Source organism: Paractinoplanes maris, from assembly GCF_023544465.1.
Lineage (GTDB): Bacteria > Actinomycetota > Actinomycetes > Mycobacteriales > Micromonosporaceae > Actinoplanes > Actinoplanes maris.
Genome location: NZ_JALPVL010000005.1, coordinates 114524 through 139296, shown reverse-complemented (window position 1 = coordinate 139296; position 24773 = coordinate 114524). Strand labels below are relative to the sequence as shown.

At 72.2% G+C, this 24773-nt stretch carries 25 protein-coding genes; 11 read left to right on the top strand and 14 right to left on the bottom strand.

Translation table 11 applies throughout. The annotated features are described in order from the left end of the window. Position 1: 1 nt before the first annotated feature. Positions 2-922 (bottom strand): DUF6183 family protein, encoded by a 921-nt coding sequence (locus NAG42_RS15780; protein ID WP_250031035.1) that lies wholly within the window; start codon positions 920-922, stop codon positions 2-4. A 170-nt stretch (positions 923-1092) separates the two neighbouring features. After that, a complete protein-coding gene (locus tag NAG42_RS15775; protein ID WP_250031034.1) occupies positions 1093-1356 on the bottom strand; it encodes an STAS domain-containing protein in 264 nt (87 codons plus the stop codon). 74 nt (positions 1357-1430) lie between these two features. On the opposite strand from NAG42_RS15775, the gene NAG42_RS15770 reads away from it, so the two are divergent. Continuing rightward, positions 1431-2012 (top strand): hypothetical protein, encoded by a 582-nt coding sequence (locus NAG42_RS15770; RefSeq protein WP_250031033.1) that lies wholly within the window; start codon positions 1431-1433, stop codon positions 2010-2012. A gap of 181 nt (positions 2013-2193) precedes the next feature. Then, the gene (locus tag NAG42_RS15765) at positions 2194-2697 is read left to right on the top strand and encodes a nuclear transport factor 2 family protein (RefSeq protein ID WP_250031032.1); all 504 of its coding nucleotides are present in this window, start codon (positions 2194-2196) and stop codon (positions 2695-2697) included. Here the strand turns inward: NAG42_RS15765 and NAG42_RS15760 are convergent. The 5 genes from NAG42_RS15760 to NAG42_RS15740 form a co-directional block, all read right to left on the bottom strand. After that, entirely contained in the window at positions 2682-3158 is a 477-nt protein-coding gene (locus NAG42_RS15760; protein WP_250031031.1) for a macro domain-containing protein, read from the bottom strand. The genes NAG42_RS15765 and NAG42_RS15760 overlap by 16 nt on opposite strands. Before the next feature lie 24 nt (positions 3159-3182). Continuing rightward, complete coding sequence (locus NAG42_RS15755; RefSeq protein WP_250031030.1) at positions 3183-3422, bottom strand: hypothetical protein; 240 nt, start codon at positions 3420-3422, stop codon at positions 3183-3185. Between the two features lie 118 nt (positions 3423-3540). Then, a complete protein-coding gene (locus NAG42_RS15750) occupies positions 3541-4518 on the bottom strand; it encodes a glycoside hydrolase family 6 protein (protein WP_250031029.1) in 978 nt (325 codons plus the stop codon). A gap of 34 nt (positions 4519-4552) precedes the next feature. Then, positions 4553-5833 carry a PQQ-dependent sugar dehydrogenase gene (locus NAG42_RS15745; RefSeq protein WP_250031028.1) on the bottom strand — a complete coding sequence of 427 codons (1281 nt, stop codon included), beginning with the start codon at positions 5831-5833 and terminating at the stop codon, positions 4553-4555. 48 nt (positions 5834-5881) lie between these two features. Beyond that, complete coding sequence (locus tag NAG42_RS15740) at positions 5882-6334, bottom strand: Lrp/AsnC family transcriptional regulator (protein ID WP_250031027.1); 453 nt, start codon at positions 6332-6334, stop codon at positions 5882-5884. A gap of 131 nt (positions 6335-6465) precedes the next feature. On the opposite strand from NAG42_RS15740, the gene NAG42_RS15735 reads away from it, so the two are divergent. Genes NAG42_RS15735 through NAG42_RS15725 form a run of 3 tightly spaced genes read left to right on the top strand, consistent with a single transcriptional unit; the run spans position 6466 to position 9862 of the window. Beyond that, positions 6466-7539 carry a thiamine pyrophosphate-dependent dehydrogenase E1 component subunit alpha gene (locus NAG42_RS15735; RefSeq protein ID WP_250031026.1) on the top strand — a complete coding sequence of 358 codons (1074 nt, stop codon included), beginning with the start codon at positions 6466-6468 and terminating at the stop codon, positions 7537-7539. Further along, positions 7536-8525: an alpha-ketoacid dehydrogenase subunit beta gene (locus NAG42_RS15730; RefSeq protein WP_250031025.1), complete on the top strand. Its 990-nt coding sequence runs from the start codon at positions 7536-7538 to the stop codon at positions 8523-8525. The genes NAG42_RS15735 and NAG42_RS15730 overlap by 4 nt, the downstream gene beginning before the upstream one ends. Further along, a complete protein-coding gene (locus NAG42_RS15725) occupies positions 8522-9862 on the top strand; it encodes a dihydrolipoamide acetyltransferase family protein (protein WP_250031024.1) in 1341 nt (446 codons plus the stop codon). The genes NAG42_RS15730 and NAG42_RS15725 overlap by 4 nt, the downstream gene beginning before the upstream one ends. Positions 9863-9893: 31 nt before the next feature. On the opposite strand, the gene NAG42_RS15720 is transcribed toward NAG42_RS15725, so the two are convergent. Continuing rightward, on the bottom strand, positions 9894-10631 hold the full coding sequence (locus NAG42_RS15720; RefSeq protein WP_250031023.1) for a maleylpyruvate isomerase family mycothiol-dependent enzyme: 738 nt from the start codon (positions 10629-10631) through the stop codon (positions 9894-9896). 92 nt (positions 10632-10723) lie between these two features. Between NAG42_RS15720 and NAG42_RS15715 the strand changes: the two genes are divergently transcribed. The 6 genes from NAG42_RS15715 to NAG42_RS15690 all read left to right on the top strand — a co-directional run bounded on the left by NAG42_RS15715 (position 10724) and on the right by NAG42_RS15690 (position 17005). After that, complete coding sequence (locus NAG42_RS15715) at positions 10724-13597, top strand: ATP-binding protein (protein WP_250031022.1); 2874 nt, start codon at positions 10724-10726, stop codon at positions 13595-13597. 16 nt (positions 13598-13613) lie between these two features. After that, positions 13614-13916, top strand: coding sequence for a hypothetical protein (locus NAG42_RS15710; protein WP_250031021.1), 303 nt, complete (start codon positions 13614-13616; stop codon positions 13914-13916). A 13-nt stretch (positions 13917-13929) separates the two neighbouring features. After that, positions 13930-14760: a CPBP family intramembrane glutamic endopeptidase gene (locus tag NAG42_RS15705; RefSeq protein ID WP_250031020.1), complete on the top strand. Its 831-nt coding sequence runs from the start codon at positions 13930-13932 to the stop codon at positions 14758-14760. A 5-nt stretch (positions 14761-14765) separates the two neighbouring features. Next, entirely contained in the window at positions 14766-15488 is a 723-nt protein-coding gene (locus NAG42_RS15700; protein ID WP_250031019.1) for an ABC transporter ATP-binding protein, read from the top strand. 65 nt (positions 15489-15553) lie between these two features. Next, complete coding sequence (locus NAG42_RS15695) at positions 15554-16291, top strand: hypothetical protein (RefSeq protein WP_250031018.1); 738 nt, start codon at positions 15554-15556, stop codon at positions 16289-16291. 195 nt (positions 16292-16486) lie between these two features. Beyond that, positions 16487-17005: an NUDIX domain-containing protein gene (locus NAG42_RS15690; protein ID WP_498370593.1), complete on the top strand. Its 519-nt coding sequence runs from the start codon at positions 16487-16489 to the stop codon at positions 17003-17005. A 356-nt stretch (positions 17006-17361) separates the two neighbouring features. Here the strand turns inward: NAG42_RS15690 and NAG42_RS15685 are convergent, their stop codons facing one another. The 6 genes from NAG42_RS15685 to NAG42_RS15660 form a co-directional block, all read right to left on the bottom strand. Then, a complete protein-coding gene (locus tag NAG42_RS15685; RefSeq protein WP_250031016.1) occupies positions 17362-18180 on the bottom strand; it encodes a hypothetical protein in 819 nt (272 codons plus the stop codon). After that, on the bottom strand, positions 18174-18530 hold the full coding sequence (locus tag NAG42_RS15680; RefSeq protein WP_250031015.1) for an S-adenosylmethionine decarboxylase: 357 nt from the start codon (positions 18528-18530) through the stop codon (positions 18174-18176). The genes NAG42_RS15685 and NAG42_RS15680 overlap by 7 nt, the downstream gene beginning before the upstream one ends. Before the next feature lie 91 nt (positions 18531-18621). Next, complete coding sequence (locus tag NAG42_RS15675) at positions 18622-19575, bottom strand: LacI family DNA-binding transcriptional regulator (protein WP_250031014.1); 954 nt, start codon at positions 19573-19575, stop codon at positions 18622-18624. A 10-nt stretch (positions 19576-19585) separates the two neighbouring features. Next, positions 19586-22333, bottom strand: coding sequence for a glycoside hydrolase family 3 protein (locus tag NAG42_RS15670; protein WP_250031013.1), 2748 nt, complete (start codon positions 22331-22333; stop codon positions 19586-19588). Positions 22334-22531: 198 nt separating this feature from the next. Then, positions 22532-23329 carry an alpha/beta fold hydrolase gene (locus tag NAG42_RS15665; protein ID WP_250031012.1) on the bottom strand — a complete coding sequence of 266 codons (798 nt, stop codon included), beginning with the start codon at positions 23327-23329 and terminating at the stop codon, positions 22532-22534. A 144-nt stretch (positions 23330-23473) separates the two neighbouring features. Continuing rightward, positions 23474-24730, bottom strand: coding sequence for an ROK family transcriptional regulator (locus tag NAG42_RS15660; protein WP_250031011.1), 1257 nt, complete (start codon positions 24728-24730; stop codon positions 23474-23476). Between the last annotated feature and the right edge of the window lie 43 nt (positions 24731-24773).

Sequence of the window (24773 nt, the reverse complement as noted above, 5' to 3'; positions counted from 1 at the left end):
ATCAGTCGGAATCATCGGCGGTGAGAGCCCACGAGACACCCTGCTCGGGGTCCTCCACCGCCAGGCGCAGATGCCAGAGAGGTTCGGCCGGGTGACGCCAGCCGACGCAGCGCAGCCTCTCGACGAACGCCGTGATCAGTCGCGGTTCGCTGTTCGCGGGGAGCCCGGCCATCGCGGTCAGTGCCCGCCACACCGCGATCCGTCCGGTCGCCTGGCCTGAAGGGCACTCGTAGGCGCCAATGCCGGCGGCCAGGTGCACCAGGTGGGGGTAGGCGACAGCGAGCGGGACGGCGGCGGCGAGGCAACCATCCCGGGACGCGGCGAGCGTCGCTGCGGCGGCCCGGGCGGTGCCGCGAAAGGCGTACACCTCGGCGGCCGAGGACAGTGAACCGAGGATCGGCAGCGCGGAATGGTCGACGCGCTCCGCTCCGATCGCCGGCAACGGCTCAGCGGCAAGTGTCTCGTCCGGAAAGCTCCAAAGGCTGCCGGCTGAACTGCCCGTCCGGCCGTATTCCGGCATGTCCCACCCGGCGTTCCAATGAGCGGCCTCCCAGGACTGCAGATTCAGTGGTGGGATCGGGGACACGGCGACGCCACGAAGGTCTTCACCGCGCAGTACGCGGGTCTGGGCGGCCAGCTGACGGATGAGCGGATCGGTGAAGTTTCCGTCCAGCTCCCGCCACGGGCGATGAGCGACCACTTCCCACAGCGGGCCCGGATGACGATTGTCGTCGGCGGGGAACAGCTCCGCGGCAGCGACGGCGATGGGCGGCGGCGCCTCCAGAGCCACGATGTGGGCCACCTCGCGCCGGTCCGCCTCCGGCGTTGCCCGGTCATCGGCGGCCAGGTCGAGCAGATCGGCCCATCTCCCGGCGTCCGCGAGCAGATTCGCGGTGCGGTACGAGACTCCGGGCCCTAGCACGCCGGCAACCCCGCCACTCGGCCGCTTCCGCCACCCGCTGAGGGTCGGCTCGGCGCGGCTACAGCCACGTGGTCAGTGACGCGTCCGGGCCGGCGACCTCGACGCCGTCCGCGAGTCTCGTCATCCCATGGGTTGCTCACCAGCTCATCCAACCACCGGTGCCCGGCCGGTCAGGCGGCGAAGGTGTCCAGGCCGACCAGGGTGAGGAGGCGGTGCAGGTGCGGGGACGGGCGGTCGAGACGAAGCTGCCGGCCCTGGCTGTGCAGGTGGTCGGCGGTGCGGGCCAGGGCACGCAGCCCGGCCCCGTCGATGAAGGTCAGCTCGCTGAGATCGATGGTCAAGCTGGTGCCGGTATGCATCACTCGCTGGAGCGCCTGTTCGAAGGTCTCGTGGTTCGCCAGATCGATCTCACCTCGCACGTGCAGAGTCGCCATGCATGATCAGCGCGCGGCACCGTCATTCTGTTACTGCCCGGGTGGGCTTGGACCCGGCTCCTACTGTGGGAGCTGTGACGAACGTCGATCAAGACGACGGCAACGAGGACCGCCGGACCGCATCGCCGGCGCCGGCCCCGTACAGTCCGCCGGTCGAGCCGGTGCCCGACGACCTGTACGTCGAAGCAGCGCCCAGGCGGCGGCGCTGGTGGTGGCTGGCGGTGCCCGCGATCACCTTGTTCAGCTGCCTCGGCGGCGCCCTGCTGTACGCGATCGGCGGCGGCAACGCCCCTGACCAGGCCAGCCGCGCCCCGGCTGAGCCGGATGCGGGAGTCGTCGTCCGGACGCCGGAGCCGAGCGCGACAGGTCCCGCCTTCTACGAGGTGGTCTATCTCGTCACCTCGACGAGCCCGGGTGACAAGGCCGGCGTCGAGTTCACCGACGAGGACCGCGACATCATCCGCAAGGGCGAGGTGTCGCTGCCGTGGCGGCACACCTTCCGCTTCGCCGGTGACAAGCCGCCACTCGTCCTGATCGCCCAGCGCAAGCGGGGCGGCGGCACCGGCCCGGTGACCTGCTCGATCACCGTGAGTGGCAAGGAGCTGACCACCTCGGTCCAGCGCGGCCGCACGGCCGCGCCGCAGTGCTCGGCCTAAGGCCTGTCCTGTCGATCACGCGGGGCTGCGGCGTGGCCCAGGTGGTGGCTGGCGACGTCCACATACAATCCCGGTATGCGACCGCTCTGCGGCCGCCGCCAGCCACTACCTGGACCTCGCCTCACTCCCACGTGATCGACAGGACAGGCCTTAGCCTGGGGCAAGACCACGGGGAGACACGATGGACCAGACGTACGACGCCGTTGCCCTCTGGCGGGACGCGGGGGAGCGGGGTGATGCCGCGGCGGCGGTCGCCGCCCTCAGCCCGGGCGTCACGCTCGTCTCGCCGATCACCGAGCAGTTCACGTTCCATGGGCGGGACCAGGTTCGCGACCTGCTCGAGGTCGCCCTGGCCGCCATCGATGGCATCAGCTACACCGATCAGGTCGCCCAGGATCGTACGGTGGCGTTGTTCTACGAGGCGACCGTCGGGGGCACCCGGCTCTTCGAGGCGCAGCGGCTCCGGCTCGGCCAGGACGGGCTGATCACCGAGATCACGCTCTACATCCGGCCGTTGCCGGCTCTGACCCGGCTGCTGAACCGGCTCGGTCCCGAGCTGGCCCGGCGCAACGGCCGGCCCGGCCTGGCCCGGGTGATCCCGCTGGCCGGCGGCCTGCTGCACGCGATGGCCGACAGCGGCGAACGCCGGATCATGCCGAAGGCGGCGCCTCAGTCGAAGTCGTAGACCGTCGTGCTGACATCACGGGCGCAGAGCTCGGCGACGATGAGCGGTTCGATGCGCTCCCAGCGGCCGCCGGCCAGGCCGCAACCGATGCGGGGCAGGTGGACCGAGGCGGAGAGATGCGTCGCGTGCCGGGCCAGCGTGGCCAGGCAGCGCTCGACAGCGTCGTACCGGATCGGGGGACCGTTGCTGCCGGTGCGGGTGCCGCGCTGGGCGACCATGTTGGCCACCCAGACATCCGGGCGGACCTGGACCAGCTGGGTCGCCCCGAGCCCGAAGTCGTTGCCGGCCCGCTCGCGGTGCCACTGCCGGTAGGAGCGCTCCGGTTCGGGCCAGCGGCGGGAGATCGCCAGCACGAAGCCCTTGCCCCACCCGCCGATGTCGTTGCACACGTGGGCGATGACCTTGGGCCCCTTGGCCTGGGGACTGGTCGCGTCGCCCTTGATGATCCGCAGCGGTAGCACGCCACGATGCTCGCACCCCGGCGATCACCTGGCGAGCCGATGAACCGCCTTCTCCATCAGCAGCCACGCGAACACCCCGGCGACGGTCAGCGGGACCATCACGTACCACTCGCCGAGCACCCCGAAGTCGTCGGAGCGGCCCATCTTGTGCAGGACGCCGATGACGGCGAGCGGGAGGCACGCGACGCCGAGGACAGTCCGGCGAAGCCATCGGCGCCTCCCGTTGTCGTCGGTCTCCGGGGTCGGGGCGCTCGTCGTTTCCATGACGGAATTCTGGCAACAACGCAGTGGGTCGCGGATCTGGCAACGGTCGGACATCGGGTTATGCCCTGGGGCATAGAGGCGAAGGGTCGCGGCGCCCGCGACGCGGTGGCAAGGCGGGTCAGCCCGCGGCCAGTTCCAGCGCGTAGCGGGGCCACCACGTGCCGGCCGCCGGTGCGCCCTGGCCGCAGGCGCCGTCGGACTCGCCGGGGCGTTTGATCCAGAGGTAGGCGTCGACCAGAGTGTGGCCCGTGTCGAGGGTGGGCGGGTGGCCCAGGGCGCGGCCCGGGGGGTTGCACCAATGGCGGGCGCCGGAGGAGCGGCGGGCCGGGCCGTTGCCGTTGCGGCTGGTGTCGATGACGAAGTGGGCGCCGCCGAGGCGCTCGGAAAGCCTGGTGCCGTACCGGATGTTCGACGACGTGGTCTCGAAGTTGGCCACGTTCAGGGCGAAGCCGTCGGCCCGGGTGACACCGGCCTTGCGCAGGGCCGTGCTCATCGTCGCGGTGTCGGTGATCCAGGCCGGGTTGCCGCCGTCCAGATAGACGGTCAGCCCCGGATTCGCGGTCAGCGTGGCGATCGCCCGGCTGAGCAGGCGGTAGCGCTCGGTGCGCTGAGCCGGGTTCAGGCAGCCCTGGACGGCCTGGGCCACCGCGTCGGGTTCGAGGATCACGATGGCCCGGCGGCCGGTCAGTTCGGCGGCGACGGCGGCGATCCAGGCCGTGTACGCGGTGGCGGTCGGAGCGCCGCCGGCGGAGTGACTCGCGCAGTCCCGGTGCGGGATGTAATACAGCGTGAGGACCGGGATGAACAGCTGGGCCGCCGTGACGAGCCGGCCGACCCCGGTGGTGTCGGCGCCGGCGAACCAGACCGCGACCGGCTGCGACGCGATCTTTTTGAGGAGCGCGGCTTCCGCCGTGCGGCCCGTTTTCTCGTACGCGGTCAGTTGGTCGACCGCCGGCCCGGTGCGCTCGACGTAGAGCTCGGTGGGCGGCGGCGGAGGCGAATAATGCTCCCGCCCGACCCGGGACGGCCAGCCGGCCGCGAGCGCTGCCGCCAGCCCGGCGGCGACGACCCGCCGGCCCGGGCTGATCAAAGGCACGTACGGGACGTTACCGCCGGATTCGGCGGCAGACTCAGGAAGCGGCCACCCGGTAGACCGCGCCCGCGTAGTCGTCGCTCACGTAGATTGCCTGGTCCGGTCCCTGCACCGCCATGACCGGGCGGCCCCAGCGGGAGCCGTCCTCGCGCTGGAACCCGCTGAGCAGGGTCTGCTGCGGGCCGAGCTTGTTGCCCCGCCAGGCGAAGAACGACACCTCGGGCGGCCGCGGCGGCTTGCGGTTCCACGAGCCGTGGATGCCGACCAGCGCGCCGGCCCCGTACGCACCGGGCACCTGCGTCGCGAAGCTCAGGCCCAGCGGCGCCGAGTGGGCGCCCATGCCCTGCTCGACCGGCGGAAGTTTCGCGCAGTCCAGCTTCGAGCCGTCGCGGTTGGTGTCCCAGTCGCGGACGAAGGGCCGATCGGTGTAGCTGAGCGGCGAGTCCTTGTCGCCCGGCTGCACGTCCGGGTCGGGGTTGCAGTAGGGCCAGCCCAGGTCACGGCCCTGCTCCAGGCGGGCCAGCGGCTCGAGCGGGTGGTCGTTCACGTACGAGGTCTCGACCTTGCCCTGGTCGTCACCCTCGTACGGGATCGGGGTGTTGTCCCGGTTGTTGACCGCTGTCCACACGTCGCCGTCGGGCGCCACGGCCAGTCCCGTCCCGTTGCGGACGCCGCGGGCGAAGGTCTCCAGCTTGCCGTCGGCGAACCGCAGGACGGTCGCGCGCTCGGGGTCGGCGTCACGGTCCTCGGCCGAGATGTTGCCGGTCGAGCCGATCGAGATGTAGAGCGACTTGTCCGGGCCGACGGCCACGCTCTTGAGCGCGTGCGCGTATTTGCCGCCCAGCTCGGCGCTCTTGTCGTCCGGCAGCCCGTCGACGACTGTCCGCTTGTCCGACACCTTGCCGCCGGCATAGGCGAACGAGTCGATCTGGTCGCTCTCGGCCACATAGAGCGTGCTGCCGTCGAAGGCGAGCCCGTGCGGCTGGTTGAGCCCCTCGACCAGCGTCTCCTGCTTGCCCTCGCTCAGCACGAGCACGTCACCGGACTCCGGCCGCGACACCAGCAGCTTGTCGTCCGGCGCCCAGGCCAGCAGGCGCGCCCCGGGCACGCGGGCCCAGAGGCTCACCGTCCAGCCGGGCGGCGCCTGCATCTTCTCCCCGTTGCCGCCCCGCACCTCGGTGGCGACCAGGGCCGGCACGTCGACCGCCGACGAGGGTGGGACCGTCTTTTTCGCGGGCTCGGCCGGCGCCTCGGTGGAACACGCGGCCGCACCGAGGAGCAGCCCGCCGGCCACCACCGCACGCAGGATCGTCTTCATCGGTGCATCTGTACCCAATTTCGCGGCCGGCAGGCAACTCGAGATGGTCTATTCGCCCGGCCGGACCGGTTCGGCTTCCTCGAAGACCAGCAGCGTCCGGGTGTTCACCACGCCGGGCATGCCCTGGATCTCGTCGAGCACGAGGCGGCCCAGGGCGGCGTTGTCCTCGGCCCGCACCAGCATGATCACGTCGAACTCGCCGCCGACCAGGGCGATGTGCACGACGCCGGGCAGGGAGCGCAGCCGTTCGGCCACGTCCCGCCACTCGGCCTGATTCAGGTTCACCGTCACGTACGCCGTGGTGCCCAGGCCCGCCGCGACCGGGTCGACGTCGGCCCGGTAACCGCGGATGACCCCGGTGGTGCGCAGGCGCTCGACCCGGGCGTAGGCGTTGGCCCGCGAGATGTGCAAGCGCTCGGCCAGGGTGCGCATCGACAGGCGGCCGTCGCGGGTGAGCTCGGCCAGGATCTGCCGGTCGATGTCGTCGAGCGCATCGGCCACTTGTCTCACCCGCCCGTCGTCGAGGTGGCGCCAACTGGACGATCGGCTCCCGAATCGCCCCTGAAAAAGTACATCTTCTCGGTTCCGCACCAGTACTGGAATCCAGATGGCAACGCGACAACCATGGCGACATGACAGGTGACGCAGACCACCTTCTGCCCTCCGACACCCCTGTGGCCCTCATCGACCCGTACGGAAACCCCGTCGCCGATGCCGGTCGCGCCCTGCCCGACGAGGCCACGCTGCAGCGGGCCCTGGCCTCGCTGATCACCGCCCGCCGGCTCAACGACCAGGCCTACGCGCTGGTCCGCCAGGGCCGGCTCGCGGTCTATCCGTCGTCGCACGGGCAGGAGGCCTGCCAGGTCGTCGCCGCGCAGGTGCTGGCCGACGGGGACTGGCTCTTCCCGACCTATCGCGACACGGTGGCCGCGGTCGAGCGCGGGGTCGATCCGGTCGAGGCGCTCACCCTGCTCAAGGGCGACTGGCATTGCGGCTGGGACCCGTACGAGCATCGGGTCGCCCCGCACGCCACCCCGCTCGCCACCCAGCTGCCGCATGCCGTGGGCGTGGCCCATGCCGCCCGCCTGCGGGGTGAGAAGACCGTGGTCATGGCGCTCTGCGGCGACGGCGGCACCAGCGAGGGCGATTTCCACGAGGCGCTCAACTTCGCCGCGGTGCTCCGCGCCCCGGTCGTCTTCCTGATCCAGAACAACGAGTACGCGATCAGCGTGCCCCTGGCCCGGCAGACCGCGGCGCCGTCGCTGGCCCACAAGGGCGTCGGCTACGGCATCCCCGGCGAGCGGGTCGACGGGAACGACGCCGCCGCGCTGTTGTCGGTGCTCGGCGAGGCGGTCGAGCGGGCCCGGGCCGGTGAAGGACCGCAACTCATCGAGGCGCACACCTATCGCATGCAGGCGCACACCAACGCCGACGACGCCACCCGCTACCGCAACGCCGAGGACGTCGAGGCCTGGGTCGCGCGCGATCCGATCGTCCGGCTGTCGGCCTATCTGAAGACCGACGAGACCGCCTTCCGCGAGCAGGCCGAACGCGTGGCCGAGCACGTGCGTGACGGCCTCAACCGGGACATCGAGCCCGATCCGGCCCTGCTGTTCGCCCACGTCTACGCGACTCCCACCCCGCAGTTGCGGGAGCAGGCCGACCAGCTCACCGACGAGCTCGAGCGCGAAGGGGCGCTGGGATGACCGTCCACGAGAAGCTCTCGATGGCGCAGGCGCTCAACCGGGCCCTGCGCGACGCGATGACCGAGGATCCGACGGTGGTCGTCTTCGGCGAGGATGTCGGGCCGCTCGGCGGCGTCTTCCGGATCACCGACGGCCTGACCGCCGACTTCGGCGAGGACCGCTGCTTCGACACCCCGCTGGCCGAGTCGGGCATCGTCGGCGTCGCGGTCGGCATGGCCATGAACGGGATGCGGCCGGTCGTCGAGATGCAGTTCGACGCGTTCGCCTACCCCGCGTTCGAGCAGATCGTCAGCCACGTGGCCAAGATGCGGAACCGCACCCGTGGCCGGGTCGCCCTGCCGATGGTCATCCGGATCCCGTACGCGGGGGGGATCGGCGGCGTCGAGCATCACTGCGACTCGTCCGAGGCCTATTACGCCCACACGCCGGGGCTGCACGTCGTCACGCCGTCGAGCGCCACCGACGCGTACGCGCTGCTGCGCGAGGCCATCGCCTCGCCCGACCCGGTCGTCTTCCTCGAACCCAAGAAGCTCTACTGGAGCAAGGAAGAAGTCGAGCTCGGGTCGCGCCCGCCGGCCATCGGCCGGGCCGTGGTGCGCCGCGAGGGCACCGATGCCACGCTGATCGCGTACGGCCCGGGTGTTCCCATCGCGCTCGAGGCGGCCGAGGTCGCCGACCGCGAGGGCCGCAGCCTGCAGGTGGTGGATCTGCGGTCGATCGTGCCGTTCGACGACGAGACCGTCTGCGCGGCCGTCCGCTCCACCGGCCGGGCCGTCGTGGTGGCCGAGGCCGCCGGGTTCGCCAGCGTCTCCTCCGAGATCGTCGCGCGCGTCACCGAGCGCTGCTTCCACTCGCTGGCCGCGCCGATCCGCCGGGTCACCGGCTTCGACATCCCTTATCCGCCACCGAAATACGAGCACCTGCACCTGCCCGGAGTGGACCGTGTCCTCGACGCCGTCGACACCCTGCAGTGGGAGGACTCGTGAGCGACCAGGTCTTCAAGCTTCCCGATCTGGGTGAGGGCCTGACCGAGGCCGAGGTGGTGCGCTGGCTGGTCGCCGACGGCGACGAGGTCGCCGTCGACCAGCCGGTGGTCGAGGTCGAGACGGCCAAGTCGCTGGTCGAGGTTCCTTCCCCGTACGCCGGGAAGGTGGCGACCCGGCACGCCCCGGAGGGCGCGGTCCTGGAGGTCGGCAAGCCGTTGCTGACCGTGGCCGCCGTGGCGCCCGCGCCGGCCGACACCTACCGCGAGGAGGAGCGGGCCGGCTCCGGCAATGTCCTCATCGGATACGGGACCTCGGGCGCACCCGCCTCGTCCGGCCGTCGCCGCCGGCCGCGCGTGGCCGTGGCCCACGCGCCGGTGCCGGCTCCCACCCGGCGCGTTCCGCTCGTGGTCTCGCCGCTGGTGCGCCGGTTGGCCCGGGACGGTGGCGTCGACCTCCGGGGACTCGACGGCTCGGGGCCGGGCGGCCTGATCGTCCGCGCCGACGTCATGCGGGCGATCAGCGCCGCGCCTTCTGCCGTGCCGTCTTCGTCGGCCATGCCGGCGGTGTCGGCCTCGACGGCGGCGTCGGCCGTTCCTGCGGCGTCGGCCGTTCCTGCGGCGTCGGCCGTTCCTGCGGCGTCGGCCGTTCCTGAGGCGTCGGCCGGGGTTTCGGGGGAGCGCCGGATTCCGCTCACCGGGTTCCGTCGCGCGGTGTCGGCCGCCCTGAGCCGGAGCCGGGCGGAGATCCCCGAGGCCACGGTCTGGGTCGACGTCGACGCGACCCGGCTGTGGGAACTGCGCGAGTCGGTGCGACCCGGCCCCGGCCTGCTGGCCTACCTCGCCCGCTTCACCGTGGCCGCGTTGCGGGAGTACCCGGTCTTCAACTCGCGTGTGGACACCGAGCGCCAGGAGATCGTCGAGCTGGAGCGGATCGACCTGGGCATCGCCGTCCAGGGTGCCCGGGGCCTGGTCGTCCCGGCCGTCACCGACGCCGGCGCCCTGACCACCACCCGCCTGGACGAGGAGATCCGCCGGGTCACCGACAGCGCCCGGGCCGGCACCGTCGCCGGCAGCGGCACGTTCACGCTCAACAACTACGGCAGCTTCCGGGTCGACGGCAGCGCCGCCATCATCAACCACCCCCAGGTCGCCATCCTGGGCTTCGGCCGCATCCTCGACCGCCCCTGGGTGGTCGACGGACAGATCTGTGTCCGCAAGATCACGCAGATGAGCTTCGTCTTCGACCACCGCGTGGCCGACGGCGCCGCCGCGGCCGGTTTCATGCGTTGCGTCGCCGATGCCATCGAGAACCCGGCCTCCGCGATCGCCAAACTCTGAAAGGCGGCCCCGATCGGCGTCTCACCGCCACTCAGGCGCTGGGATCCCAGGCGATGAGCCGGTCGAACTGGCGGCGGTCGCCCTCGAGCCTCATCGACTCCGGCCGAAGGCGGTCGTAGAAGAACAGCACCAGGTCACTCGCCGTGCCCCGGACGGAGGCATCGGGCGCGTCGGCGTGCTCGCCGGCGGCGCTACGCGCGCCGTCGGCCGAGAGCCACAGCCGCCAGGACCGGCCCTCGGTGGTGTGGAAGTCGATCGTGACCGGTTCGTGCGGCCAGGCGCTGGTGGTCGCGACGCAGGTCGACAGGAACTCGTCGACACCGTCGAGCGTCACCTCGTCCGGCAGCGGCTGCGGCGCACCCACCGTGAGCTGGGCGTCGTACGTGTGGACAGCCATCTCCTGCAGCTGATGCCGGGCCACCGCCCCGGCGGTCGACGGCGACTGCGAGTCACCCCACCAGGTCCAGCAGCCCTGATCCGGCCCCACCGTCCGCAGGGCGCCCAGCATCTCCTCGACCGACGCCGCCACCCAGTCGACCAGCGCCTCGCGCTCCCGAGGGGCGGCCGGCTCGGCCGGTGCCGAGGCCCGCCCGGTGGCCCCCGGCCCGGCAAGAACGGTGGCGGCCCAGGCCCGCCGCCCGGCGCCGATGTGCTCGGCCAGCTCGAACAGCGTCCAGTCGGGGCAGGTCGGCACCTGCACGCCCAGATCGGGCGCGGACGCGATCACGGCTCGGAAGGCGGTTGTGCGCTCATCGATCAGACGCACCATCTCAGGAAATTCCACCCCGGTGGTCTACCACCCCATCGATCGGCGTAACAGTGGATTTTCCGGCGCCGGTCGCGCGTGCGAGACTCGCGGGCATGCGGGTGGTGCTGCTCGGCCCGGTGTCGGCCGAGTCCCGAGGGGTGTCGTTCCGGCTCGGCGGGCTCAAGCAACGAGCCGTGTTCGCCCTGCTGGCCCTCAACGCACGCCGGGTGGTGCCGCTCGACCGGTTCGTCGACGAGCTGTGGTCCGAGGAACCGCCGTCGCGGGCGACACTGGGGTTGCAGTCCTACGTGTCCCGGCTGCGGCGGGTGCTGGCGGCCGACCCCGAGGCGCCGCGCCTGCTGACACAGCCGCCGGGGTGGACGCTCGACCTCGATCCGGCGGCGGTCGACGTCACCCGGTTCGAGGAACTCATCGCCCGGGCCCGGAAATCGGCCGATGCCCGCGAGTTGCTGTCCGAAGCTCTTGGCTTGTGGCACGGCGAACCGCTCGCCGACCTGCAAGCGGTGCCATTCGCCCGGGAAGAGGCGGCGCGGCTGGGCGAGCTGCGCCTCGGCGCCGAGGAGATGCTGCTGGAGGCCGCGCTGGTCACGGGGGACGCCGAGACCGTGGTGGCCGCGGGTGGGCGCTTCGTGGCGGCCAACCCGTTCCGGGAGCGGGGATGGCGGGCGCTGGCGCTCGGGCTTTATCGCACCGGCCGCCAGTCGGAGGCCCTGGCCGCCCTCGCCCGTCTGCGCCGGGGGCTCGCCGACGAGCTGGGGCTCGACCCCGCTGAGGAGACCCGGGCGCTGGAGGCCGGCATCCTGCGGCACGACCCGGCCCTGGCGCCCGCGCCGCCGCCGGCCGTGGAGCTGAGCCGACCGGCCGGAGCCGAGACGGATGACCTCCTCCTGCTCGGTCGCGCGGCGGCCATCGCGGCCATCGATCGCACCCGGCAGGCGGCACGGGCCGGACGCGGAGCGCTTCTCGTGCTGGAGGCGTCGGCCGGTGCCGGCAAGACCACGCTTCTGACCGCGGCGGCCGAGCGGGTCGCGGCGGCCGGTGGTCACGTTGTGCACGGGTCCGGAGTGGGTACGGCGGTGATGCCGGCGCTGTGGCCGTGGGTGACGATCGTCCGGGAGCTCGCGGCCCGGCTGCCGGGCGACATCGCTGGGCCGGCCCTCGAGCTCATGGAGACCGGTGGCTCGCAGACCCGGCTCTTCCGCAGCATCGTCGACCTGATGCTGGCGGCCCACCGCAGGGCGCCGCTGATGGTCGTGCTCGACGATCTGCAGTGGATCGATCCGGACAGCCTCACTCTGCTGGCCCTCGCGGTCGACCAGCTTGTCGGTCACGGGGTGCTCTTCGCCGTCGCGGTTCGCAGCGGAGAGCCCAGCTCGGGTGCCGTGCTGGCGACGCTCCGGCGCGACGCCGTGGTGCGGCTGCCGCTGCCGGGGCTCGGCGTCGATGATGTCGGCGAGGTGGTCCGGCGCGTGTCCGGCCGGCCGCCGGGGGCCGGCGTGGCCGAGGCCCTGCATCGGCGTACGGAAGGGAATCCGCTCTTTGTCGGTGAGCTGACCCGGCTTCTGGTCAGCGAGCAGCGGCTCGATGCGGCGGCCGTGCGGGAGGCGCTGCCGTCGGGAGTCGAGGAGGTGCTGCGGCGGCGCCTGGACCGGCTGCCTCGCCAGACCGTCGCGCTGCTCACCGTGGTCGCGCTGGCCGGTGGGCCGGTGCAGGTGGACACCCTGGCCGCGGTGACCGGCCTCGACGCCGACGCGGTGCTCGACGCCTGCGAGAGCGCGCTGCTGGCCGAGCTGCTGGTCGAGGACGGGCCGGGATTCGCGCTGCGGCACGATCTCGTGCGCCAGACGCTCGAGCGCGGAGTCTCCCAGGCCCGGCGCGTACGCCTGCACGCCCGCCTGGCCGACACCCTGCGCAGCCGGGGAGTCCTGAGCCCCGAGGACGTCGTCGCCGTCGCCCGCCATCTCGCCCTGGCCGAGCCGGTCGCCGGCGCCGCCGCGGTCCCGTACCTGGCCGCCGCGGCCGACGACGCGCTGACCCGCAACGCCTACCGCGAGGCCGAACGGCTGCTGGAGCAGGCCCTCGAACTCGCCGGCCGAGCGGACGGCCAGGCCGAGCGGGCGCGGCTGGCCCGCTCGGTGCGCAGCCGCCTGGCCGTCGTTCGCGTCTGGAGCGACGGGACACGGTCCGAGGTGACGGGAGGCGACGACCAGCCGGACCCGGCCGAGAGCACCGCCGGCTGGGTGAACGCCCTGGTGACCAGGGGCGTGAGCGGACGCTACGGCGAGGTCGTGGCCATCGCCGAGCGGGCCCTCGCCACCCCGCTGGCCCCGGCCGCCGTCGCGGCCGCGCACTTCGTCGCCGGGTGGGCCCAGACGGTTCGCGGTCGTCTCGACGAGGCGGCCGAGCACCTGCGCGCCGCCGAGGACCACGACGTGGGGGTGCCGGCGATCCGCGTCGCGGCGGCCGCCTACGCGGCGATCGTCGCGCACTGCCAGGGCGACGAGGCGGCCGCAGACCGGGCTGATCGGCTGGCCCGCGACCGAGCGGGGGACGACGACACCCTCACGATGGAGGCGGACCTCTACGCGGCCTGGCTGCGGGCGATGCGCGGCGACGCCGAGGGCTGCCTCGAACGGGCCGCAGCCTGTGCCCGCGACCAGGACTCACCCTTCGGAATACACGCCCAGGTGCTCGTCGCTTGGGCCGAGGCGATGGGCGGTGACCCGGACGCATCCGACCGCGCCGACGAAGCGTATGCCCGCGTTGCGGCCTCCGGAGTGCCGCTGTTCGTCCCGTTCTATCTGCTGCTGTGCGCCGAGGCGCACGCGCGGGCGGGTCACGCCGACCGGGCCGGAAAGCTGATCGCCGAGGCCTCGGCCCGCAGTGCCGTGCTGGGCGACGTCTGCCGTGCTCCCCGTCTGGTCAAGCTCGGCGCAAACGGCGTGCAAGGATCGCGCAAGCCCTGACCCGCATCGTCGGGACATGACCACTGTTCTGCGGCGAATGCCGGCCGGAACCGCCATCGGGTGGGAGCTCGTCGACATCGCCGCTCCCCCCGGCACCCCGGCGATCGGGGTCGCCGTCACCGTCACCGATGCCGACGGCATCGCTCGCGCTGTCGCGCTCACGCCGCCGCTTCCCGAGCTGGTCCGCGAGCTGGTGGCGGCCCTGCGCCGCACCGATGCGATCGCGCTCGCGTTGTCCGCCGACGAACCCGCCGTGCATGACGGCCTGCGGTGCGAGGACGTCGAGCACGTCGGCCGCGCCCTCATCGTCCGTTTCTGAAGGGATCACCACCATGCAGTCCACCCTCGTGAGCTCGGCCGGTCCGGTCCGCTCGGGCGTCTGCCGCTGGATCGTCCGCCATCCGCTCACCGCCTTCCTGGCCTGGCTGTTCACCGTGGGGCAGGCCATCGCGTTCTTCCCGCTCGTCGTCGACGTCTCCGTGCCGGGCCAGGTGTTCATCGTGGCCACTTCGGTGATCGGGCTGTTCCTGCCCGCTCTGGCGATAACCTGGATCGCCGACGGACGCGAGGCCGCGGTGCGGTTCCTGCGCCGCTTCGTGGAATGGCGGGTCGCCTGGCGGTGGTACGTGCTGGCGCTGGCCGTCGTCCCGGTCGTCGCTGTCGCGCTCGCCCGGTTACTCATCGGCACACCCACCGGCTCCTGGGCCACCGCGCTGACAACCGGTTTCGCGTTGTCCTTCGTGCTCACCCTCGTTCCCAACAATTGGGTCGAGGAAGGGGCCTGGTCCGGCTTCTTCCAAGCGCGGTTGCAGAAGCGGCATTCGCTGGTGGTCGCCGCGCTGCTCGTCGCTCCGATTTTCGCCCTGCAACACGTGTCGCTGGCGGTGGGAAACCCGTGGCCCGTCGCGGTACTGCTGCTGGCCTTACTGGCCACACTGATGATCCCGTACCGGATCTTGACCGGCTGGGTCTGGAACCGGACCGGCAGCTTGCTGATCCTCGGCTTCCTGCACGCTGCGGGCAACGCCGCCGGGCCGGGCAGCGGCTTCAGCGACGGCCTGCTCCGCACGCTCTACCCCGGCGCGGCGATGACCGCCGGCTTCCTGCACCTGCTCGCGTACGCCCTCGTCGGCCTCGCCGTCCTGCTCCTCGGAAGGAAGTAAGCGCCATGCTCGACATCCGCACCGTGACCAAGCACTACGGCAAGCACACCGCCGTCGAGAATCTTTCCTTTTCGGTACGGCCGGGAGCCGTCACCGGTTTCCTCGGCCCCAACGGCGCCGGCAAGTCCACCACGATGCGCATGGCCGTCGGCCTGGTCCGGCCGGACGCCGGTGAGATCCTGATCCACGGCCGGCGCTACGACCGGCTGGCCGCGCCGCTGCACGAGGTCGGCGTCCTGCTCGACGCGCGTGCCGTTCACCCGCGGCGCAGCGCCTATCAGCATCTCGCCGTGCTGGCGACGACCCACGGCATCCCGCCGCGGCGCGTCGACGAGGTACTCGGCCTGGTCGGTCTGTCCGAGGTGGCCCACGGCTACCCCGGCGGGTTCTCACTCGGCATGTACCAACGGCTCGGCATCGCGGCCGCCCTGCTCGGCGACCCGGGCGTCGTCATCCTCGACGAGCCCGTCAACGGCCTCGACCCCGAGGGCATCCGCTGGGTGCGCCACCTGCTCAAGCGGTTGGCCGCCGAGGGCCGCACGGTGTTCCTCTCCTCGCACCTGATGGGCGAGATGGAGATGACCGCCGACCGCCTCGTCGTCATCGGGCGCGGGCGCCTGGTCGCCGACGTCACCGTGGCCGAGCTCACCGCCGGTCATCAATCCCTCGAGGACGCCTATCTCGACCTGACCCGCAACCACACGCTGGAAGGAAGCGCCCCGCGATGAACGCCCTGACGACCCGCCCAGACCGGCTACCCGAACACTTCGGTGTCACTGCTCACGGACTGACCTTGCCTCGTGTCCTGGCCGCCGAGCGGCGTCGCCTGCGGACCGTGCGCTCCACGTGGTGGTTCGCGGCCGCCGCGGGCTTTCTGACCGTCGGCATCGGCGCTGTCCCGGCGATCGGCGTGGTGGTGGGCGCCATGTCCGGCAACGAGGTCGAACCGACCGGCGGTGTGCTGTCCGGCATCCCCGTCCTCGAGTTGCTGGTGGCCGCCTTCGCCGTTCGAGCGGTCACCACCGACGCCCTGATGCCGACGTTCACTGCCGTGCCGCGCCGGACGACCGTCGTGATCGCTCGCGCGGCCGTGGTGAGTTCCGCCGTCCTGGCCGCCGGCCTGGCGCTGACTTTCGGCACTTTCGCGGCCGTCCACGTTGTGTTGCGCTCGATCGCCGTCGATCTGCCGATGACCGCTCCCGGCGTGGCCCGGGCGCTCGCCGGCGCGGCGCTCCATCTGGCTGCCGTGGCCGCCCTGAGCGTCGCCGCGGGCTGGTTGCTCCGCGGCGCCGTGGCCGCCCTGGCCGCAGTGCTCGGCGTCTTCTACGTCCTGCCCATCCTCGGCGTCTTCCTGCCGGACCAGGCTGCGAGAGTCATGCCCTGGCTGCCCAGCAGTGCCGCCTCGGCACTGATGACTCCGGCCCCGGCACCCGGGCTCCTGCCGCCCTGGGCCGCAGCTCTCGCCCTCGTCGGGTACGCCGGAGCGGCTCTCCTGGCCGCCGCCCTGGTGGTCCGCCGCCGCGATATCTGAGCGACGACACACGGCTGGTCCGCATTGGGACGCTGTAGCAGCCGGCTGCCGCCAGGCGGCCGGCTCGCTCAGCGGGCGGCGGTCCGAGCCCGGCCCGCCAGAAGTTCTTCGGCGCCGACGCTTCCGACCAGAAGCAGCACCGACGACGGCCGCCCTCGGGGAAGTCGCTCCGAGGGCGGTTGAGATCATCGCTCGATGGAACGAGTGAGCAGTCGCGTGGTGTACCAGAATCCGTGGATGACGGTTCGTGAGGATGAGGTCAGGCGGCCGGACGGGAGTGCCGGCATCTATGGAGTGGTGGAGAAGCCGGACTTCGCGTTGGTGCTGCCACGCTCACCGGACGGGTTCTGGATGGTCGAGCAGTTCCGGTACCCGGTGGGGCGGCGGGCCTGGGAGTTCCCGCAGGGCGGCTGGGGGCAGGGCGTGGGCGGTGATCAGGCTACCCTCGCGCGGCAGGAGCTGGCCGAGGAGACGGGGCTGCGCGCGGGGTCCATGCGGCACCTCGGGCACCTCTTCGAGGCGTACGGGTATTCGACCCAGGGATTCGACGTCTATCTCGCGACCGACCTGGAAGAGGGTGCGCCCGACCGTGAGGCGACCGAGCAGGACATGGTCCATCGCTCGTTCAGCGACATCGAGATCACCGCGATGATCCGGTCGGGCCAGATCGTCGACGCGCCGTCGCTGGCCGCGCTCACCCTCTTCAGGCTCTAAAGGCGTGTTTCCGAAGTGGAGCCGATGAGCGATCACGCGTGGTCCTGGAAGGTCGCCACGACTGCCTCCGCGGCTGTGCGAGTCGTCGCCGCCGCGGTGACGAGGGACTGAGCGGTGAGGACGACACGTCGACCACATCGTCGCCCGCAACCCGATCGGCCGGATCGATCGTCACCCGCGCCGGTCCCGAGGGGGTCCAGCGGGTGACGCGTACGACGCTCGAGCCGTCTCCTTCCCGTTCGAACGAGTAGGGCCAGTTCGGGACGAGCGATACCCCGAAGCCGTTCAGCCGTGCGAGTACGTGTGCCACGGCCGGAGAGTAGACGATCTTTTTCAGCGCCGGCAAAGGTCCGGCGTCAGGTCCAGATGATGTTGTTGTCGAGGCCGCGGCCGGTGCCGATGCGGTAGGCGACCCGGGCGGCGGCCGCGCGGATCAGGAGCCCGCGTAGGCCTCGGGCCCGGATGGTGCCCGCGTGGTGGGAGCCGGGGCGCAGCAGGGCCAGGGCCTGACGGCGGATGTCCGGCAGGTAGGTGGTGGCGCGGCTGTGCAGGGCCCGGGTGTCGGCCGAGCCCAGATAGGGGAACGGCGCCGAACCGGCCAACGGCTCCTGGCGTACGCCGATCAGGTTCATGTTGCGGTCGGCGCGCGCGTCGAGCAGGGTCACGACGTGGTCCACGCCGGCTCGGAGGCAGGCCACGGCGAACGTACGGTAGAGCAGGGAACTGACGGTCAGCGCGCCGCGATAGGCGGGGAGCACGGCGACCGTGGCGTTGTCCCAGACGGTCTCGCCGCGCAGACCGTGCGCGTCCAGGATCTCGTCGGTGGTGCGGCCGATGTGGGCCGGGGCGTCGACCACCGTCTTCAGCTGGTCGGCCGGACCGGTGATGACCCGGCCCGCGCCGGCCGGGCGCGCGGTCCGGCGGTCGATCACCAGATGGAAGAGGCTGCGGGCCTCGTACGGGCCGTATTCGGCGGCCATCACCTCCGGGGTGTTGCCGAAGGCTTCGTCGAAGACGGCGCACTCGACCGTGCGGGCCACGTCGGCCAGCGGATGCCCGGCGCCGACGACGGCGACGACGAACCGGCCGGGGCGGCGGCCCGCCCCGGCCAGGAACGCGGTCACCGCCGCGGTGACCTGGTCGGGGGCCAGGTCGTAGCGGGCGGCGGTCAGCACGGCTTGGCGACGATGGTCGTGGTGCGGAAGTACTCCTCGGTGAAGGCGACCACCGCGTCCGGGTCGAAGGCCTTGCAGGTGTAGACGTCGACGCTGAAGAACTGGACCGGGCGCTCCCACGAATAGAAGTGGGCGCCGGAGGTCTCCCAGTGGATCCAGCCGGCCCAGCCGTAGAGGTCGCTGCGGTGGGTGACCGGCTCGATCAGCGTGATCATGTCGGTGACCACGGACAGCTTGCTCAGGTACTCCTTGATGTGCTCGTCGGTGATGACGAAGCTCGGATAGCCCTCGACCACCAGCCGCTGGCGGTGGATCGTCGGGGCGAGGTCGTGGAAGTCAACAGCAGGCACGGGGTCTCTGGTCGGCAGCCGCCCCCGCGACCTGCGGAGGCCGGCGGAAAATCAACCGTTCGGCCACCACGGTCGCGACACCGAGGGAGCGTCAGCTGATCCCGGTCGTGCTGGCCCGGACGATCAGGCGCGTCCGCAGTTCCATGCTTTCCGACTCGAGCTCGTCGCCCCGGGCCAGCCGCAGAACCGTGTGCGCCGCGAGCCGGCCCATGTCCCGCAGCGGCTGCCGCACCGTGGTCAGCGGGGGAGAGGCCCAACGGGCGGCGGGCACGTCGTCGAAGCCGACCACGCTGACATCGTCCGGGATCCGCAGGCCGAGCCGGCGCGCCGCCTCGTAGACCCCCATCGCGAGATTGTCACTGGCGGCGAAGACCCCGGTCGGCCGATCGGCCCGGCCGAGCAGCTCCAACCCGGCCGACAGCCCGAAGGCGTACGTGAACTCGCCGTCGGCGATCGGGGCCGAGTCCCCGGCCAGCGAGCGGAATCCGTCGCGGCGCAGACAACTGGCCATCAGCTCGGCCGAACCGTTGATCATCGCGATGCGCCGGTGGCCGAGCTCGATCAGGTGGGTGGTGGCGGCCCGTGCGCCCGACCAGTTGGCCGCGCCCACCGTCGGCGTGGTGAGCTCCCGCGCCGCCGGGTCGAGGGCCACCACCGGCACCCCGAGCCGGTCGAGCTCGTCGGTCAGCCGCCGGCTCCCACTGGTGGCGGCGAGGACGACGCCGTCGGTCGGACCCGGAACGATGCGGGCCGCCGCCGTGACCACGAGCCCCACGCCGGCGTCGCGGGCCACCGGCTCCATCCCGCGCAGGTGCTCGAGTTCCCACGCGCAGTCGATCTCGCAGAAGACCACGTGGATCAGGCCGGCGGACGGGCGCTTCCGGGTCGTTCGCGGTCGATAGGAATGCTGCCGCAACAGATCCTGGATCAGCTCGCGCTTGCGCGGCGACACGTTGGTCTTCCCGTTCAGCACCCGCGACACCGTCGGTACCGACACTCCGGCGGCGCGCGCGATCTCCTCCATGGTCACCCGGTGATCCGACATGGACCCATTCTCACGATCGGAACGTGATGGCGCTGACCCGGCTGCCCGCGTCGAGCGCCAGATAGAGGTCGTGGACGCCGTCCGTCTCGGCCGCGGCGGCCGACGAGCCCGGGGTCACGGTCGCGAACTCGACGCCGGCGTACGGGTCGTCGAGCCGCAGGACCAGCGGCGGGCCGTCGCCGTCGACGGCCACTTCGCGGACGCCGGACATGTCCGCGCCGTTGAAGCAGCACCAGGCGCCGTCCTCGGTGGCCCGCACCGCCTCACCGCGCACCGGGTCGGCCGTGGCGACCAGCGTGATCCCGCTGTATTCGTCGTGGTCGCCGGCCCGGATCGTGCGGTCGAGCACCCGCTGAGCCCCGATCCGGGTGCCCCGCACGGCCAGCGTGCCGGTGAGCCGGATGTCGCTGGCCGACCGCCCGACCAGGATCTTGTGGCGGGCCGACTCGACGACGAACCGGTTGGAGGTGACGTCCCAGAAGCTCAGCTCGTCGACCGGGAGCGTGAAGCTGACCAGACGCGACTCGCCGGGGGAGAGGCGCACTTTGTCGAAGGCCCGCAGGCGCCGCAACGGCTGCTTCACCCGGGACACCTGCTGATGGGTGTAGAGCTGCACCACCTCGGTGCCCTCGCGCCGGCCGATGTTGGTCACCCAGACCGTGATCGTGACCTCGTCCCCGGTCGTCGCCGAGGGTTGCGAGAGGTCGAGGTTCGAGTAGTCGAAGGACGCGTACGACAGGCCGTGCCCGAACGGGTAGAGCGGCGTCCCCCGGTAGTACTGGTAGGTCGCGTCGTTGGTGATGATGTCGTAGTCGAGGATGTCGGGCAGCTCGCACGCGCTGCGATACCAGGTCTGGGTCAGCCGCCCTCCCGGATCGGCCCGCCCGGTGAGCACGTCGGCCAGCGCGTGACCGAGCTCCTGGCCGCCGTGCGACATCCAGAGGACGGCCGGCAGGTGCGCGTCGGCCCACCCGATCGCGTACGGGTAGCTCGACACCAGCACCAGCGCGGTCTCCCGGTTGGCCGCGTGCACCTCGCGCAGCAGACGCTCCTGAGCCGGCGGCAGCTGGAGGTCGGCCCGGTCCTCGGTCTCCCGGCCGTTGACCAGCGGATGGTTGCCGATCACGACGACCACCGCGTCGGCCGTGGCGGCCAGGTCGGCGGCGTCGGCGGCCCCGTCGACCAGGGTGTCCACAGTGAACCGGGCCGCACGGGGACCCAGGCCGAGTTGCGCGGTGATCGCCTCCCGGCCGGGATGGGTGCGCAGACCGGCCGAGCCGTCGGGCCGGCGCTCGAGCTTCCACATCTCGTGCACCTCCCACTCGGACGGGCCGTCGCTGTCGGCGGCGATCCGGCCGCCGGCGGCGCGCAGGAACTTGCCGTTGGCGGTCGAGCGCAGGGTCACGACCCCGTTGCCCCAGTCGAAGACGTCGAAGGCGGCCGGCTCGACGGTCAGCCGGATCCCGTCGGCGTCGGCGGCGAGGTAGAGACCGCCCAGCCGTACCGCGATCCGGTCGACACCCTCGGCCCGCAGCACCCGCTCGGCCCCGAACACCTCGGCCAGGCCGGCGCGGGCGGTGACGGCGTAGGCGAGCGATCCGCTGTACCAGTCGGTGAACACGCGGTCGGCGTGCGTGCCGATGACCGCCACCGTGCGGTGCCGGGCCGGGTCGAGGGGCAGCAGGCAGCACTCCGACTTGAGCAGCGTGATCGATTCCCGGGCGGCCTCCCGGGCCAGCTCGCGGTGTTCGGCCGAGTTCACCACGTCGGCGCCGATTTCCCCGTACGGGTCCTGGCCCGCCGGGTCGAACTCGCCCAGCCGCACCCGGACGGTGAGAGCGCGCCGCACCGCCCGGTCGATGTCCTCCTCTTTGATCAGCTCCCGGCGCATCGCCTCGGTGATCCGCTCGACGGTCACCTCGCTGCGCTTGTCCGCGTCGGTGAAACTGTCGATGCCCGCCCGCAGCGCGGCCGCGTGACTCTCGGCGTGGTCGGGGAACCAGGCCTGCTGCATCGGGTCGGCCAGATTGGTGGGGGCATAGGCGTCCGACACCACGAAGACCTCGTCACCGGTCCAGGTCCGCAGCTCGTCCTCGAGGTACGGCGACACGTGCGCCGGCCGCCCGTTGACGAGGTTGTAGGCGGCCATCACGGCGACCGCCGACCCGCGCTCGATGGCCGTGCGGTAGGCGGGCAACTCGTATTCGCGCAGCACCCGCGGGCTGAGGTTGCTCGAGGTGAGGCAGCGGTCGGTCTCGTTGTTGTAGCCGAGGAAGTGCTTCAGGGTCGGCGCCGTGCGCAGCACCCGCGGGTGGTCGCCGGCCAGCCCCCGGGCGTACGCGTCGCCCATGAGCCCGGTCAGCAGGGGATCCTCGGCGTAGCCCTCCTCGTTGCGCCCCCACCGCGGGTCGCGCAGCGGGTTCACGACGGGCGCCCAGACGTTGAGCCCGCACTTGCCTTGGCTGTGCAGGCCCCGCACCTCGTCGCCGGTGGCCGCGCCGACCCGGCGGACGAGGTCGAGGTTCCAGCTGGTGGCGAGCCCGACCGGCTGCGGGAAGACGGTCGCCTCACCCAGCCAGGCGACCCCGTGCAGCCCCTCCGTGCCGGTGGTGAAGCTCGCGATGCCGAGCCGGTCGATGGCCGGCTGGTGCTGGTGCAGCATGGCGATCTTCTCGGGCAGCGTGAGGCGGTCCAGCAGGTCCTCGACGCGCTCCGCGAGGGGCGTGCCGGCCCGGCGGAACAGGGGGGTGTCGGTCATCGGGTCACATCCGTGGGGCGGGAGGCGGCTCGTCTCGGCGCTTCTCCGGCTACCCACGATCACCGCCGCGGTCTGCCGCTCGGGCAGCCGCAGCGGGCCGGATCGAAGCGCTTCGACACGGGCAGGCGAGCATGTCGTCCGTGTTTCGGTGATTTGACGATCTGTCTACCCGAGCCGCCGGAGGCAGTCAAGAGATCGCTATCGATGCGCGGTCGCGTCCCGCCGGATTCGCCGCAGCCACTCGGCGATCAGGGCCGAGCAGAGGTCGCCCTGCTCGAAGAGGATGTTGTGACCGGCCGCGTCGAGCACGGCGAACGACGCCCGGGGGTAGTGGTCGATCCGGCTCCAGGCGTCCGAGTAGCCGACGACGTCGTCCTGCCGCCCGGTGATGTGCAGCGTCGGCGGCAGGAAAGGCTCGGGGTGCGTGTCCTCGGGCTCGTGGTCGAGCGAGTAGCTCTCCGAGATGCGGTCCAGGGCCCTTTGGTCGGCGCCGTCGAGGCCCGGCCGGATGTGCCGAAGGAACGCGTGGGCGTCGTCGGTCGACTCCACCACGGCGTCCTCCCGGTACTGGCCGAGCGCCGCGCCGAGGAGCGGCACGATCCCGGGCTCCCGGCTCAGGACGGTCCGGGGCGGGACGGCTCGTTCGCCACGCGGGGCGACGAAGACGCCGGCCACGGTGGCGAGCCCGAGCACCTGCGGCCGAAGCTCATGGGCGACATAGCGAGCGATCATCCCGCCGAACGAGCCGCCCAGAACGGCGAACGGCTGCTCGTCGACGCGCGCCCGGATCTCATCGACCACCGCGTCGGCCACCTGCTGTGAGCTGCGGATCGCCCCGGCCGGCGACCCGGTCGCGCCGGGCAGATCGAGATAGATCCGCTGCCAGCCGCCCGACCGCTCGAAGACCGGATCGAGCGGCAGCAGGCTCCGATGATCGAGACCGAAACCGTGGAGCAGCACGACCGGGGTGCCGGAACCCATCTCACGAGCGAACACGACGTCAGATTACGGCGAGGCCGGCGGCCCACGCGGCGGCAACGGTCAACCTCCGAGCGATACGCGCCCGGCTACGGCGAGAAGTCGGCCTCCCGCGCCGCCGGTCAGCCACCGCCTCAGGCCGCCAGGCGGCATCGGCGCGATCTACCGATGCGGGGTCGGGAGGCTGCCCGAGTCGATGGCGTCCAGGACCCGGGTGGCGCCGCCGGCCGCGGCGGCGCTCGAGTCGAGGGCGGAGGCGACGATGCGCGTGCCGCCGCTGTCGGCGGCGGCTGAGCGGGACGCCAGCTCCTCGGTGGCGGAGGGGATCAGCCACGGCGCCAGGGCGGTGAAGTAGCCGCCCAGCGCCACGCAGGCCGGGTTGACGAGGTTGGCCAGGATGGCCAGGCCGTGGCCCAGGTGGCGGCCCGTCTCGGAGAGCGCCTCGAGCACCTGCGGGTCGCCGGCCTTGGCCAGCCGCTGGATCTCGTCGACGTGGGGGCCGAACTCGGAGGGCGACAGGGCCGTCTCGATGCCCACGTCGGGCAGGGCACGCCGGATCACCGCGCCCAGGCCCGCGTACGTCTCCAGGCAGCCCCGCCGCCCGCACCCGCACACCGGGCCGGCCGGGTCGAGCGGCAGGTGGCCGAACTCGCCGGCGAAGCCGCGGGCGCCGCGCACCAGGCGGAAGTCGCTGATGATGCCGGCGCCGATGCTGGCGCCGCCGGTCACGTAGACCAGATCGCCCGTCCCGCTCTGGTCGCCCAGCCGTTGCTCGGCCAGTACCGCCAGGTTGGCGTCGTTCTCGACCAGCAGGGGATAGCCGGGCTCGCCCAGCGCGGCCAGCAGCGACTTGCGCACGTCGACCCGTTGCCAGCCCAGGCCCGCGGCCAGCTCGACGATCCCATCCGCGTCGACCAGGCCCGGCACGGCCACCGTCAGCCCCAGGACCCGGCGCCGCTCGCGCTCCAGTTTGGACACCGTCCGCCGGGCCAGCGCGGCCAGCGACGCGATCGCCTGACCGGGCTGACCGGGCGTGCCGGTGAAGGCGCGCCGCCACGACAGCAGCCGCTCGCCGGCCAGGTCGAGGGCGACCGCGGTCAGGTAGTCGGTGTTGATCTCGAGGCCGACCGCCGCGTAGGGGGAGCCGTCGAGCACGAGCATGACCGCGGGGCGGCCGATGCGATTTTCGGTCATGCCGACCTCGCGCACCAGGCGGCGGTCGATCAGGTCGGTGACCAGGCTCGAGACGGTGGCCTTGTTGAGGCCGGTGGTGGCCGCGATGTCGGCTCGCGAGCACGGCGCGTGGGTGCGCAGGTGGCGCAGCACGACGGCCAGATTGGTCGCCCGGACGTCGGCGAAATCGGCCGGTTGTGGCCCGTTCTCCCTGGTGAGCACCGACGACCCCCGCCCCACGACCATTGCCTCGCCCAGCCTACGGCACCGATCCCCGTCAACCCTTGCC

Coding starts and splice junctions, on each gene's coding strand:
- NAG42_RS15730 (WP_250031025.1), top strand. CDS start 7,536: ATGACCGTCCACGAGAAGCTCTCGATGGCGCAGGCGCTCAACCGGGCC.
- NAG42_RS15710 (WP_250031021.1), top strand. CDS start 13,614: ATGACCACTGTTCTGCGGCGAATGCCGGCCGGAACCGCCATCGGGTGG.
- NAG42_RS15715 (WP_250031022.1), top strand. CDS start 10,724: ATGCGGGTGGTGCTGCTCGGCCCGGTGTCGGCCGAGTCCCGAGGGGTG.
- NAG42_RS15775 (WP_250031034.1), bottom strand. CDS start 1,356: ATGGCGACTCTGCACGTGCGAGGTGAGATCGATCTGGCGAACCACGAG.
- NAG42_RS15705 (WP_250031020.1), top strand. CDS start 13,930: ATGCAGTCCACCCTCGTGAGCTCGGCCGGTCCGGTCCGCTCGGGCGTC.
- NAG42_RS15745 (WP_250031028.1), bottom strand. CDS start 5,833: ATGAAGACGATCCTGCGTGCGGTGGTGGCCGGCGGGCTGCTCCTCGGT.
- NAG42_RS15765 (WP_250031032.1), top strand. CDS start 2,194: ATGGACCAGACGTACGACGCCGTTGCCCTCTGGCGGGACGCGGGGGAG.
- NAG42_RS15700 (WP_250031019.1), top strand. CDS start 14,766: ATGCTCGACATCCGCACCGTGACCAAGCACTACGGCAAGCACACCGCC.
- NAG42_RS15670 (WP_250031013.1), bottom strand. CDS start 22,333: ATGACCGACACCCCCCTGTTCCGCCGGGCCGGCACGCCCCTCGCGGAG.
- NAG42_RS15660 (WP_250031011.1), bottom strand. CDS start 24,730: ATGGTCGTGGGGCGGGGGTCGTCGGTGCTCACCAGGGAGAACGGGCCA.
- NAG42_RS15735 (WP_250031026.1), top strand. CDS start 6,466: ATGACAGGTGACGCAGACCACCTTCTGCCCTCCGACACCCCTGTGGCC.
- NAG42_RS15675 (WP_250031014.1), bottom strand. CDS start 19,575: ATGTCGGATCACCGGGTGACCATGGAGGAGATCGCGCGCGCCGCCGGA.
- NAG42_RS15720 (WP_250031023.1), bottom strand. CDS start 10,631: ATGGTGCGTCTGATCGATGAGCGCACAACCGCCTTCCGAGCCGTGATC.
- NAG42_RS15690 (WP_498370593.1), top strand. CDS start 16,487: ATGGAACGAGTGAGCAGTCGCGTGGTGTACCAGAATCCGTGGATGACG.
- NAG42_RS15755 (WP_250031030.1), bottom strand. CDS start 3,422: ATGGAAACGACGAGCGCCCCGACCCCGGAGACCGACGACAACGGGAGG.